Genomic DNA, 12,530 nt, shown 5'->3' on the forward strand with positions numbered 1-12,530 from the left:
TTTTCTTGGGGTAACACAATGAAACTCGCAGACCTGAAAATCGGCGTGCGGCTCGGCCTGCTTGGCGGCTTCTTTCTTATTGCATTGCTGGCGGTCGGCGCCACTGGCTGGTATACGCTGGCCACCATCAAGGCGCGCAATGCGGAAGGCATGCAGCGTGCCGCCTTGCTGACGCAGGCGGTCGATGTGGCGCGCAGCTCGCAAGTGGAATTCAAGATCCAGGTGCAGGAATGGAAAAACATCCTGGTGCGCGGCCATGATCCGGCCAACCTCGACAAATATAGCCAGGCGTTCGTGAAGACCGGCAAACAGGTGAACGGCGATTTGGGCCGGCTGAAGGCTTTACTGGACAAGCTGAACCTGTCGACCCCGCTGGTCGATGAGGCCTTGCGCATGCACGAAGAGCTGGGCGCCAATTACCTGAAAGCGCTGAAGCAATTCGATTCCGCCAACCCGGAAAGCTACAAGGTGGTCGATGGCCTGGTCAAAGGCATGGACCGGGCGCCGACCGCCAAGATCGATGACATCGTGGCGTATATCGGCAAGCACTCCGCCAGTGAAGTCAAGGACATGGTGGCCGACAATGAGGCGGCCTATCAACGCACCCTGTTGCAGGCGGGCGTGATGGTGGCGCTCGCCCTGGCGGCCGGCAGTGCGTTGATGGTGTGGCTGACACGCAGCATTACCCAGCCCCTGGCGCAGGCGATCACGATTGCGCAGACCGTGGCGGCCGGGGATTTGCGGTGTGATACGGCCTCGGCGCGCCGCGATGAAATCGGCGAATTGCTGCGGGCCTTGGACCAGATGACCGGCAACCTGTCGCGCATCGTGGGGGAAGTGCGGCAAGGGACCGATACCATTGCCACCGCCAGTACGGAAATCGCATCGGGCAACCTGGATTTGTCGACGCGCACGGAGCAGCAAGCCAGTTCGTTGGAAGAGACGGCGGCGTCCATGGTGCAGCTGACCACGACCGTGCGCCAAAACCATGAAAACGCGGAACAGGCGCAGCGGCTGGCGGAAGATGCGTCGCACGTGGCGCAAAAGGGCGGCGAGACCGTGTCGGAAGTGGTGCGGACGATGGGACAGATCAATGAATCGTCGCGCAAGATCGTTGACATCATCAGCGTGATTGACGGTATCGCGTTCCAGACCAATATCCTGGCGCTCAATGCCGCGGTGGAAGCGGCCCGCGCCGGCGAGCAGGGCAGGGGCTTTGCCGTGGTGGCGACGGAAGTGCGCAACCTGGCGCACCGCTCGGGCGCGGCGGCCCGGGAAATCAAGGGTTTGATTGACGATTCCGTCGCGCGGGTGGACCAGGGCAGTCAGCTGGTATCGCGCGCGGGGGAGACCATGACGGAAGTGGTGGCCAGCGTCGAGCGGGTGGTGGCCATCATTCATGACATCGCGGTCGCCAGCACGGAACAACAGGATGGCATTGCGCAGGTCGGTGAAGCCATCAACCAGATGGAGGGTGTGACCCAGCAAAACGCCGCGCTGGTGGAGCAGGCGTCCGCCGCGGCCGATGCGCTGCAACAGCAGGCGCACAGCCTGACCGACGCGGTCAGTATCTTCAAGCTGCAAGGGCAGGGCGCCACCCGGCGCCCGCTGCTCAACTAACTACGGCGCGAAATTACGGCGCGACAGCGGGAAAGAACCACTGCAGCGGCAAATGCACCCGCTCCGCCCATGACTTCTCGTTGTGGATGCCGCCCTGCGCTTCGTGGTAATACAGGTTGCCGCCCAGCGTAAAACCGCTGGCGACCATCGCGTCGCGCATGCGGCGCGTCTCCTCCACGCCATCCTTGTCGGTGCCCGCGTCGATATAAAACCGCACGCCGCCCGGCGCCGGCGGCTTGGCTATCAGGCTGCCTTGACCCCACCAGAAGGAACTCGACACACCGCCGGCCTTGCTGAACACGTCCGGCCGCTGCGCGGCAAGGTGGACCGAGGCGATGCCGCCCAGTGACGAGCCCATGATGGCGGTATCCTGCGGCCCGGTGCGGGTGCGCAAGGTGCGGTCGATGTACGGCTTCACGGTGTCCGTGATAAAACGCCCGTACAGGTCGATCTTGCCGCCGCCATGCTGCGGGTCGCAGCATGGCGTGTATTCGGCGATCCGGTCCGGCGTATTGTCGATGCCGACCACGATGGTTTCCGCCATTTTTCCTTCCGAGATCAGGCGGTCCATGGTTTCATCGATGCCCCATTCGACCCCATACGCGGCGCTCTTCGCATCGAACAGGTTTTGCCCGTCGTGCATGTACAGCACCGGGTAGCGCAAGTCGGGGCGCGTGGCATAGCTGGGCGGCAGGTACACCCGCAATGTGCGGCGGTTACCCAATTGCGGCGAGTCGATCTCGTCGAGGATGCGCACGGCGCCGCGCGGCTGCTCCAGTTCCAGGATCAGCGCCGAACGGGCCGGCAGGGTGACTTCGTCTTTCAAGCCGTAACGCTGGCCGCTGATGACGTCGCGGCCTTCGGCCACGCCGGCCAGCATTTCGCCGAAGCGGGCGGTTTTCACCGGCATGGCTTTCTGGTTCATATTGATGGCGACCATCACCTTCCTGGCGCCCACACCTGAGCCGTCATAGCGGAAGTACACATAGGTATCGTTTTCCGGGCCGAAGTGCATCAGCTTGCCGTGATGGATGACACTTTGCGCCTTGCGCCAGTTCAGCAGCTTTTTCAGGTAAGCCTGCGCCGCCAGTTGCTGCTTCGTCAGCCCCTGTCCGGTAAAGGCGTTGACCTTGTCGCCAGCCCAGCCGCCGGGGAAATCCTGGCGGTACGATGGATCGTCGCGGCCCTTGGTGGTGCTGGTCATCTGGATTTCCGTACCGTAGTACAGCTGCGGAATGCGTGGCATTGTCAGTGTATAGGCCATGGCGATGCGGAACAGCGCGTCGTCGTGGTTGGCCACGCTGAAGATGCGGGCCATGTCATGGTTCCCTTCGAACAGGGTCATGTTGGCCGCGTCCGGATACTGGTAATCCTGCGCCGCGGCTTCATACAGGGATTTCAGGCTGTAGCCTTCGTCACCGGCCAGCACTTTACGCAGCGTGTCGTTGAGCGGGAAGTCCATCATGCTCGGCATGTGCGACACATAGCCATCGAAATTCTGCTTGTTCTTCAGCCAGTGCGCGACCACCGCGATATGCGGGCTCCATTCTTCGCCCACCAGGTTCAGGTTCGGGTATTCCGCCAGGATGCGGCGCGACCAGTCCGCCAGGAAGGCCTTGTTCGAATAGCCGTAGGTGTCCACGCGCAACCCGGCCAGCCCCGCATACTCGATCCACCAGATGCTGTTCTGGATCAGGTACGTCGCCATGTATGGATTGGCCTGGTTCATGTCCGGCATGTTGGGCGAGAACCAGCCCGTGGTGAAATCCTTGCGGTCCGCCTGCGACGCATAGGGATCCTGCACGGCCATGCGGTGGTGCTGGGTCGGCGCAAATTTGCCGTTGTGCGAAATCCAGTCCGGCATCGGCAAATCGCGCATCCACCAGTGCTGCAAGCCGATGTGGTTGAGCACCACGTCCTGGATCACGCCAATGCCTTTTTCGCGCGCCTTCAGCGAGAAGGTGCGGAAATCGTCGTTGCTGCCATAGCGCGCATCAATCTTGTACAGGTCGGTGCCGGAATAGCCGTGGTACGAATACGCCGGCATATTGTTTTCCACCAGCGGCGTCGGCCACACCATGGTGTAGCCCATGTCGGCGATATAGCCGAGCGCATTGGTCATGCCCTGCAAATCGCCGCCATGGCGGCCGGACACGTTCTTGCGGTCCAGTTTGTCCGTCAGGCCGCTGACCGTGTCGTTGGCGGGATTGCCGTTGGCGAAGCGGTCCGGCATCACCTGGTAAATCGCATCGGCGCTGGAAAACCCCTTGCGCTGGGCGGAACCGGCGGCGCGCGCCTGCAACTCGTAGTTGACAATCACCGAGCCTTTGCCGGGTGCGGCAAACGCGATATCAAACTTGCCGGGCCGGGCCGAGGCATCGATGGTGAGGTCGACAAACAGGTAATTACGGTTGGCGACGCGTTTCACGGCGGTGATCTGCACGCCGGCGTAATTCAGGCTGGGCGCCAGGTCCGCGATGTTTTTTCCGTGCACCATCAACTGCAGCGTCTTGTGCTGCATGCCGGCCCACCAGAACGCTGGTTCCATGTGCTCGATGCGGTAATCCTGGGCATTTGCCGCCAGGCAGGCGGCCGCGGTTAACACTGCCAGCGCGGTTCGTTTCATCAGGTTTTGCTCCGGGAAACCCCGCCCTTTAGGGCGGGGAGGGAAAGGAGCCGGCGGCGCAGCCGCCGAACACACTTTCGATTAAATGGGGAACCAATTCCGACCCGCTTAGTCAAAGGGGTATGAACCTGGTCTACCGATACCGCGTGAAATCCCTGACCGGCCTGCTGAATCAGCAGGCTCGGAAGGTGAATCTCGTCTGGAATTTCTGCAATGACAGGCAGAAGGATGCGTTGCGTTTCAATCGCCGTTGGCACACGGGATTTGACTTGATTAACCTGACCACTGGCTGCAGCAAGGAGCTTGGGCTGCATTCCAGCACGATCAACGACGTCTGCCAGCAATACGCCAAGTCGCGCAATCAATTCAACAAGCCCTACCTGCGTTACCGTGGCCGCAAATCGCTGGGCTGGGTGCCCTTGAAGGGACGCGAGCTCAAGCGGGAGGGTAATGCGTTTCGCTTTGCGGGCAATACTTTCCGCGTGTTTCACTCGCGTCCTCTGCCGGAAGGGAAAATTGTCGATGGCACCAACTTTTCCCGTGACCGTCGCGGCAACTGGTTCCTGAATATTGTGCTTGAGTTGGCGGCGCCTCCGGGCAAGGTACCCGTACAGCGGGTTGGCATTGACCTGGGCTTGCACGATCTGGCTACGCTGTCGAGTGGTAAACGGATTCCTGCCCCCAACTTTTACCGCGAAGCCGAGCCGACGCTGGCCATTGCGCAGCGGGCGCATAAGAAACGGCGCGTGCAAGCCATCCACGCCAAGGTTGCCAACCGTCGGCATGACTTTCTTCACAAACTGTCCACCCGCCTGGTGCGCGAGTTCGACCATATCGTGGTCGGCAACGTGAACGCGGCAGGGCTCGCCAAAACCAGCATGGCGAAGTCGGTACTGGACGCGTGCTGGTCGACACTTCGTACTCAACTGGCGTACAAGGCCGTTAAGCATGGCGCCATATTTGAAGAAGTGAATGAACGATTCACTACCCAGATCTGCTCGAGTTGCGGCGCGATGCCTGACTCGCGGCCGAGAGGTATCGCAGACCTTGGAATAAGAGAATGGCAGTGTAGTGATTGCGGTGCGGTACACGATCGTGATCTCAATGCGGCAATAAACATTCTCCGTCGCGGACGTGCGACGCTGGTAGCAGGAATCCCCTCTCTTTCGGGAGGGGAGGACGTCAAGCGATCTCCAACATTTCTTATGGTAGTTGTGCTACACGATTGTTTATAACTCCTTAGTATGAAAGGAAGTTGGTGCATACGCAACGGATTTAACAATCTAGTTTAGGTACATTGTCGGGATGTTGCAAGAGCCGCGCTATGCTGTGGCTTTGCGGTTTGGAAGGATATTCATGGTGGTTCGGGGTAGGCGGGTGGTATTAAAGGCGGCAATGGCGTGCAGTGCGCTGGTGGCGGTGGCGGCGGCGGCGCCGGTGCTGGCGCAAGGCGGAGACGGAACCTTCGTCACGCTCGATGCGTTTCCGTCCCGCCATGTCGCCCCGCGCAAGGTCGTGGTGTGGCTGCCGCCCGGCTATGACGGCGCCACGCAGCGCTATCCCGTGCTGTATATGCATGATGGCCAAAATCTGTTCGACCCGAACACCGCGATGGGTGGCCAGGCGTGGGAAGTGCACAGGGTGCTGGCGTCGCTGATCGCGTCCGGCGCCGCCCGGCCCGCCATCATTGTCGGTATCTGGAGCAACCGCGACCGGGCCCGTGAATATGGTCCGGCCGCGGCGGTGGAGCGGCTGGCGCCGGACTTGCGCGCGGCCCTGCTGGGAGAGCCGCCCACGCCCGGCGGCCTGCCGCCGTTATCGGACCAGTACCTGCGCTTCCTGGTGGAAGAGTTAAAGCCGGCCATCGACAGCCGCTTCCGCACGCAGAAAGAGCGCGCCGGCACGTTGATCGCTGGTTCGTCGATGGGCGGCCTGATTTCCCTGTATGCGGTGGCGCGCCACCCGGAAGTGTTCGGCGGCGCGGCCTGCCTGTCTACGCACTGGCCGGTCACCACGAATTTCAACATGCTGTTCGACAAGGACGACATGCGCCCGGTGCGCATCGCCTCGGCCTGGTTTGACTGGCTGGGCAAGGCCCTGCCGCGCGCCGGCGGACTGAAGTTGTATTTTGACCATGGCGACGCCACGCTCGACGCCTTGTATGCGCCGTACCAGCAGCAAATGGATGCCATCTTGCGGGTCAAGGGTTATCGCCAGGGCATCGATGTGGTGACCAAGGCTTACCCCGGCGCCGACCACAGCGAAGCCGCATGGCGTAGCCGGGTCGATATTCCGCTGCGGTTTTTGTTGCCAAATGCAGGCGGCTAGCATTTCGTAACTTTTTTGCAAAGTCTGTAGTCCCACTACAATCCTCCTCCCCTAAGCCTGTACCCGAAATACAACGTCAGCGGCTGTTCCGTTGAGAAATCAAGGATCTAAAACAGTGTTGTTCCGTAGTATTGAACAACTTTGATTGACACTGGATCTAGTTTTAATACAAAATTCTGTTCAGGACGTCTGATAGAACGTTTGCTTTCCCGGATCCCGTGTAGTCGAAATAAAGCGTCGACAGGTTGCAGTTGCGGGAATTTTTACTTGTGATGAAGAGGGGACACCTGATGAAGAATTTCGCAACTGAGCGCAGCCAGCGCGCAGCCCTGCAACTGAGCCCGGTCGCCGCAGCGTGCGCCGTGTTTGTTTCCGCCCTGGCCGGTAACGTCCAGGCGCAGACCAGCGCCGCGCCAGCCGCCGACGCAGTCCAGCAAGTGACCGTGTCGGGTATCCGCCGCGGTATCGAAGACGCGATCTCGGTAAAGAAAGATTCGACCTCCATCGTGGAAGCCATTTCGGCGGAAGACATCGGCAAGCTGCCGGACGTGTCGATCGCGGAATCCATCGCCCGCCTGCCAGGCCTGGCTGCCCAGCGCGTTGGCGGCCGTGCCCAGGTGATTTCCGTGCGCGGCCTGTCGCCGGACTTCGCCACCACCCTGTTGAATGGCCGTGAACAAGTATCGACCGGCGACAACCGCAGCGTGGAATTCGACCAGTATCCATCGGAACTGCTGTCGGGCGTGACCATCTACAAAACCCCGGACGCCGCCATCATCGGCCAGGGCCTGTCCGGCACCATCGACATGCAGACCGTGCGTCCGCTGGCGTTCGGTTCCCGTACCGTGGCAATGAATGCCCGTATGGAAAAGAATTCGCTGGGCAAGATCGCTAACGCGAAAGACACCGGCAACCGCTTCTCCGCGTCGTACATCGACCAGTTTGCCAACCGCACGATCGGTGTCGCGCTGGGCTTTGCGCACCTGGAATCGCCGATGCTGTACCAGGAGACCGGTCTGTACGAGCCATGGAAAAAAGATTCCCGCCCAGGTGTGCCGGGTGGCACCTACGTGATGGACGGCATGAAAGCCGTGGCGCGCAGCGGCGTCAACAAGCGTGATGGCGTGATGGGCGTGCTGCAGTTCCGTCCAAACAAGCAATTCACGTCCATCGTGGACATGTATGCGTCCGAATTCCGCCAAACCGACACCAAGAACCAGATTGAAATCCACGTCGGCGGCTATAACGGCAACTACGAGCCAGGCCTGCAATTCACCAACATCACCACTGCAGGCGGCGCCTTCACCGGCGGCGTGGCAAACAACGTGTACCCGCTGGTGCGCGGTATGTACAACGACCGCAAGGACACCATCAAGGCGCTGGGCTGGAACAACCAGTACAAGAATGGCGGCTGGACCGTTGTGGGCGACATCAGCTTCTCGAAAGCCAAGCGTAACGAGCTGAGCCTGGAAAACAACCTGCAAATCAGCGATGCGGCCGGCAATCCCTACCTGGACGCGGTGCGTTTCGGCATCGGCAATGGCGGCTTTACGCAAATGACCCCGGGCCGCAATTACAGCGACGCGTCCAAGCTGTATGTGCGTAACACGATTTACGGTTCCGGCTACGGCAAGACCCCGAAGGTGGAAGACGAGCTGAAGAGCTACAAGCTGGCGTTCAACGCGCCGGTGCCTGACGCGATCGAGAAATTCGTTTCCGGTGTCGACTTCGGTATCAACTACAGCGACCGCTCGAAGAAAAAACGCCAGCCTGAAGGCAACATCAACCTGAAGGGCGCGCCATCGACCATCTCGGATGACCTGCAATATGGCTTGACCGACCTGGGCTTTGCCGGCGCCGGCATGATCCCGACCTGGAACGTGCCTGGCGTCGTGGCCAAGTACATGACCTTCAACCCGGTCGACAACCTGAACTACCTGATCGCCAAGGGTTGGGACGTGAACGAGAAAATCACGACCACCTACATCAAGGGCAACATCGATACGGAACTGGGCTGGGCCACCCTGCGCGGTAACTTCGGTGTCCAGGCGCAGCACACCGACCAGTCGTCGGATGCCAACTACTGGGACGGCACCGCCCCGGCCGGCCAGCAAGTCAAGCCTGTGCATGATGGCAAGAAGTACACCGACTACCTGCCGAACGTGAACCTGGTGTTTGGCTTTGACGATGGCCAGACGGTTCGCGTTGGCGCCGCCAAGCAGATCGCCCGCCCACGCGTGGACCAGCTGCGCTCGGCCCTGGACTTTGGCGTGTCCGACACCGACTTCAAACCAGGCGGCAGCGGCGGTAACGCCAAGCTGGACCCATGGCGCGCCAATGCCTTCGACTTGTCGTATGAGAAGTACTTCGACAAGAAGGCCTACGTTGCAGTGGCGGCGTTCTACAAGAAGCTGAACACCTACATCTTCACCCAGACCAAGGATTACGACTTCTCGAAGTTCATCCCTGGCACCAAGGCGAAGCAGGCGATCGGCAACTACAGCGCACCGTATAACGGCAATGGCGGCACCTTGAAAGGCCTGGAACTGTCGGCATCGCTGCCACTGGGCATGGTCACCAAGACCCTGGACGGTTTCGGCGTACAGGCATCGCACACCTACAGCGACAGCACGATTGCGATCGAAGATCCTTCGAGCAATATCGGCACCAACATCCCGCTGCCAGGCCTGTCGAAGCACGTGACCAACCTGACCTTCTACTATGAGAAGGCTGGCTTCGAAGCCCGTGTGAACCAGCGCAAGCGTTCGGACTTCGTGGGTGAGATCGGCAACTTCTCCAACGACCGTACCCTGCGTTACGTGGTCGGTGAAAACGTGATCGACTTCCAGGTCGGCTACAACTTCACGCAAGGCGCACTGAAAGGCCTGGGCCTGGTCGCACAGGTGAACAACCTGCGCAACGCCGCCTACGAAACCTATGCCGGTTCCCGCAGCCAGCAGCTGGAATACCAGAAGTACGGCCGCACCATCCTGGTGGGCGCGAACTACAAGTTCTAAGCTGAGTTTCTCCCCCTCCGTTACTCCCAACGGATAATGTGCGAAAAACCCGCCACGCAAGTGGCGGGTTTTTTTACTTTTTCTGGAATCGCTGCACCGACAAGCCGCACGGCAAATCCACTTCGGCCCAGCCGACCCAGCCCGGCTCCGCGCGTTGTGCGCCCGTCAGCAGGGGCGCGGGCGCCGTGAAGGCGGGATCGCTGGCATACAGCAGTTGCGGGCCGGACCAGATCAGTGTGCGCGCCGTTTCATGCGCGGCCATGTTCGCGCCGATCTTGCGCACCTGTTCCGCATCGCGCGAGACAGGGCACACGCTGCGCAACACTTCCTGAGCGCGCAGGCGGTTGGCGTTAACCGGGTTGGGATTGGGATCGGTGGCTGGCGTGCGCCACTCGTTGCAGGCCACTGTGCTGAGCGCGGCGAACGCGGCGGCGGCGGCGAGTTTGTAGCGTGGAGTATTCATGGGCGCGAGTGTAGCAGTGCAGCGCCGCCGCGCCCAAGCTGCTGCTTATCCCCGGCGGCGCTGGCGCCACCCCAGCAATCCCAGCCCCGCCGCCAGCATCGCCCACGTCGATGGTTCCGGCACATTCGATACCGCCGTGAACTGGAAATCGTCGGCCACCCAGTGGCCGCTCAAGGTGCCCAGTTCGTGCCGGTCGATGCGGTAGCCGGTGATGCCGGACAGTGAAGCAAAGCTGCTGGTGTCGACAAAGGACAGCGGTTCCGCCAGGCCCGGATGGCTTTCCGGCAAATTGAACACGACCGAGGCCAGTTCCACGGCGCCGCCCAGCGCGACAATGGTGACCTGGTCGGCGCCGCCTTCGCTGAAGCCATAGTACTGGTTGCGCCCGAACCAGGCGCCGGTCAGTACTTGATTGGTGGTGATGGTGAGGCCGGAGCCGCCATCCTGGTTGGTGACGAAATAATGGCCGGAATGCGCGATGCCGAACGTGGGGCCGGACGGGCCGCCGACGCGGTACTGGTCGCCAAACACGGAAAAGCGCGCATCCCACGTGACACCCGCGTAGTCGAGGTTGTTGCCAGGATTGGTGTACTGGATGCCGGTGCCGAGGTCGATCGCCGGTTGCAGCGGCAGGTTGTCGAACGTGGCGACGGTGGCCGCCGATGCGTGGGCGGCAAGGCACAGCAGTGCCGCTGGCAGGGAGGTTTTCAGCAGGGTGGCAATTTGCATGGCGTAATCTCCGACTAATATTGTCGAAATTTTATCGCAAGCAAATTGACAGGATGGATGGTAATTTAATGGAGTGTGTCTTTTTCGTCATTTCAAAAAAGACACACTCCCATGGCTTTGCCTGGGAAGAAAGCATGAGTAACAACAAGCAAGTGACCAGCAAGATGTTAGCGGTGGTGAAAGTCGCATTGCCCGGTTAGCGCTTCTTCTTTCCCGTCTTTTTTTCTTCCTTCGGAGCCGCCGTGAAAAAATTCGTGACTCTTCCGTTCAGGCCTATGGCGTCGCCCCGCGAAATGGTTAAGGTGCCGGCGGTCGTAGCGCTGAATTTGCCAGCGTGGCTAGGCGGAAGGTAGCCGCATTCCACCGCGTAGGAACCGGTATTGGTGCAAATAAACTCAAATTCCCGGCCTCCCATCACGCCGTCCCGTGCGAATTTCGTCGTACATTCAGCACAAGGGAATGCGTTTTGTTCGAAACGGAATTCTTTCGCGTCGCCGGATTTGAGCCTGGTCTTATTGTAGGCGGTGATTTCCGCATGGGTTGAGTCACCCAGTGCGGCTTCGCCATCCCCGCCTTCTTTCCACTCCCCTGTTTTTACATCTTTATAGTAGCAAGTGCTGGTGATCGGCATGAGCGATTATTCCTTTTCAAAGCGATTGGTTGGTGAGAAATCAGTCGGGATCGAACTCTAATGTAAACGGGCCTTGCGGCCCGCTTACATTAATTCATCAAGTCTTATCAGCCGCCGCCAATTTCTTAACTGCGAAATACTGGCCTCAGGTCGATACCGGCGGGAACCGCGACGCTGCGCGCCAGGTCAGGCTGGTTCTCCCACTCCAGCTTGCTGATGGCACGCTTCACATCTTCGTTGATCTGTTGCCGACTGCACTTGGGGCAGCCCAGCAGACAAGTCGTCACCTTCATCGCACCGCTGGAAACCGAATTGATCTCGGCCTTACTTCGGATGAGCTTGGCGAATTCGGGACCATCAATCGGCAACTTAAATAAGTCGTTGTAATAGAGGCCGGCCGCCTGCGCGTTGTAAAAGCGTTTTTCCTTTTTTGCGAAGCGCCGCAGGTAAAGCTTGCATTCTGCGCATGCAGGTTTGGCTTTCAAAACGATGGCGACGAATCCACCCCCAAGCATGAAACCGGCAAACTGCAGCAACGCCAGGAAATAGCCGAATTTGCCAACTTCCCCCATGTCGAACATAGCCTTGGTGGCACGATAGTGCCCCTTGGTCAGTATGATGTCCAGGTACTGACTGAATGGCGCAAAGTCGGACAGTCTGGTGCCGTCTCCCAGTACTGCCGTCATGTAGCCCAGCCAATAAATCAGCAATTGCGTAAACCCGGCAATGACGACCATTTGCAGTATCAAGGCTTTGCCAGGTGGCGATTGGAAATAGACAGCGCCCACGTAGTATCCACCTGCGGCCGCTGCGCCCGTAATCATGGCGCCTAACGGAACGATGACCCAGATTGACAACGTAAACAAGTTGAAACCGGAGTAATGGGCCAGGGCGGTGTTGGCGACTGCAACCAGTACTGACGTAGCTAAGCCGCATACCGCGACGCCTAAACTGCTAAATAGCTTCATAATTTTGTTGTCTTGTGACTTTGTGACGTATTGTTTCTTCTTCGACGGACAATATCACAGCGCATCTATAGCGCCAATGTGCGCTGAAGGGCAGCCGACAGCTTCTACTCCCTATAAATGAAAAGCGGGCCTTGCGGCCCGCTTGAAT

General features: G+C 59.8%; 9 protein-coding genes. 4 read left to right on the forward strand and 5 right to left on the reverse strand.

Translation table 11 applies throughout. The features are described 5' to 3' along the window. The first annotated feature begins 18 nt into the window (after positions 1–18). Positions 19–1,620: a methyl-accepting chemotaxis protein gene (locus AC1RRC_RS19240; RefSeq protein WP_493057132.1), complete on the forward strand. Its 1,602-nt coding sequence runs from the start codon at positions 19–21 to the stop codon at positions 1,618–1,620. A 13-nt stretch (positions 1,621–1,633) separates the two neighbouring features. Here the strand turns inward: AC1RRC_RS19240 and AC1RRC_RS19245 are convergent, their stop codons facing one another. Then, entirely contained in the window at positions 1,634–4,246 is a 2,613-nt protein-coding gene (locus AC1RRC_RS19245; RefSeq protein WP_493057133.1) for an alpha-amylase family glycosyl hydrolase, read from the reverse strand. Positions 4,247–4,368: 122 nt separating this feature from the next. Here AC1RRC_RS19245 and AC1RRC_RS19250 point away from each other — a divergent pair, with 122 nt between their 5' ends. The 3 genes from AC1RRC_RS19250 to AC1RRC_RS19260 all read left to right on the forward strand — a co-directional run bounded on the left by AC1RRC_RS19250 (position 4,369) and on the right by AC1RRC_RS19260 (position 9,591). Beyond that, the gene (locus tag AC1RRC_RS19250; RefSeq protein ID WP_493057134.1) at positions 4,369–5,481 is read left to right on the forward strand and encodes an RNA-guided endonuclease InsQ/TnpB family protein; all 1,113 of its coding nucleotides are present in this window, start codon (positions 4,369–4,371) and stop codon (positions 5,479–5,481) included. A gap of 121 nt (positions 5,482–5,602) precedes the next feature. Further along, a complete protein-coding gene (locus AC1RRC_RS19255; protein WP_493057135.1) occupies positions 5,603–6,574 on the forward strand; it encodes an alpha/beta hydrolase in 972 nt (323 codons plus the stop codon). Between the two features lie 290 nt (positions 6,575–6,864). Further along, a complete protein-coding gene (locus AC1RRC_RS19260) occupies positions 6,865–9,591 on the forward strand; it encodes a TonB-dependent receptor (RefSeq protein WP_493057136.1) in 2,727 nt (908 codons plus the stop codon). A gap of 73 nt (positions 9,592–9,664) precedes the next feature. Here AC1RRC_RS19260 and AC1RRC_RS19265 read toward each other — a convergent pair whose 3' ends face one another. The 4 genes from AC1RRC_RS19265 to AC1RRC_RS19280 form a co-directional block, all read right to left on the reverse strand. Next, complete coding sequence (locus AC1RRC_RS19265) at positions 9,665–10,054, reverse strand: hypothetical protein (protein ID WP_493057137.1); 390 nt, start codon at positions 10,052–10,054, stop codon at positions 9,665–9,667. Positions 10,055–10,099: 45 nt separating this feature from the next. Continuing rightward, positions 10,100–10,783 carry a PEP-CTERM sorting domain-containing protein gene (locus tag AC1RRC_RS19270; protein WP_493057138.1) on the reverse strand — a complete coding sequence of 228 codons (684 nt, stop codon included), beginning with the start codon at positions 10,781–10,783 and terminating at the stop codon, positions 10,100–10,102. A gap of 196 nt (positions 10,784–10,979) precedes the next feature. Continuing rightward, complete coding sequence (locus tag AC1RRC_RS19275; protein ID WP_493057139.1) at positions 10,980–11,414, reverse strand: hypothetical protein; 435 nt, start codon at positions 11,412–11,414, stop codon at positions 10,980–10,982. Positions 11,415–11,539: 125 nt separating this feature from the next. Then, positions 11,540–12,382 carry a hypothetical protein gene (locus AC1RRC_RS19280; RefSeq protein WP_493057140.1) on the reverse strand — a complete coding sequence of 281 codons (843 nt, stop codon included), beginning with the start codon at positions 12,380–12,382 and terminating at the stop codon, positions 11,540–11,542. Between the last annotated feature and the right edge of the window lie 148 nt (positions 12,383–12,530).

It is taken from the genome of Pseudoduganella sp. GW821-FHT12E03 (genome assembly GCF_058807115.1).

Coding starts and splice junctions, on each gene's coding strand:
- AC1RRC_RS19250 (WP_493057134.1), top strand. CDS start 4,369: ATGAACCTGGTCTACCGATACCGCGTGAAATCCCTGACCGGCCTGCTG.
- AC1RRC_RS19255 (WP_493057135.1), top strand. CDS start 5,603: ATGGTGGTTCGGGGTAGGCGGGTGGTATTAAAGGCGGCAATGGCGTGC.
- AC1RRC_RS19245 (WP_493057133.1), bottom strand. CDS start 4,246: ATGAAACGAACCGCGCTGGCAGTGTTAACCGCGGCCGCCTGCCTGGCG.
- AC1RRC_RS19275 (WP_493057139.1), bottom strand. CDS start 11,414: ATGCCGATCACCAGCACTTGCTACTATAAAGATGTAAAAACAGGGGAG.
- AC1RRC_RS19270 (WP_493057138.1), bottom strand. CDS start 10,783: ATGCAAATTGCCACCCTGCTGAAAACCTCCCTGCCAGCGGCACTGCTG.
- AC1RRC_RS19280 (WP_493057140.1), bottom strand. CDS start 12,382: ATGAAGCTATTTAGCAGTTTAGGCGTCGCGGTATGCGGCTTAGCTACG.
- AC1RRC_RS19240 (WP_493057132.1), top strand. CDS start 19: ATGAAACTCGCAGACCTGAAAATCGGCGTGCGGCTCGGCCTGCTTGGC.
- AC1RRC_RS19260 (WP_493057136.1), top strand. CDS start 6,865: ATGAAGAATTTCGCAACTGAGCGCAGCCAGCGCGCAGCCCTGCAACTG.
- AC1RRC_RS19265 (WP_493057137.1), bottom strand. CDS start 10,054: ATGAATACTCCACGCTACAAACTCGCCGCCGCCGCCGCGTTCGCCGCG.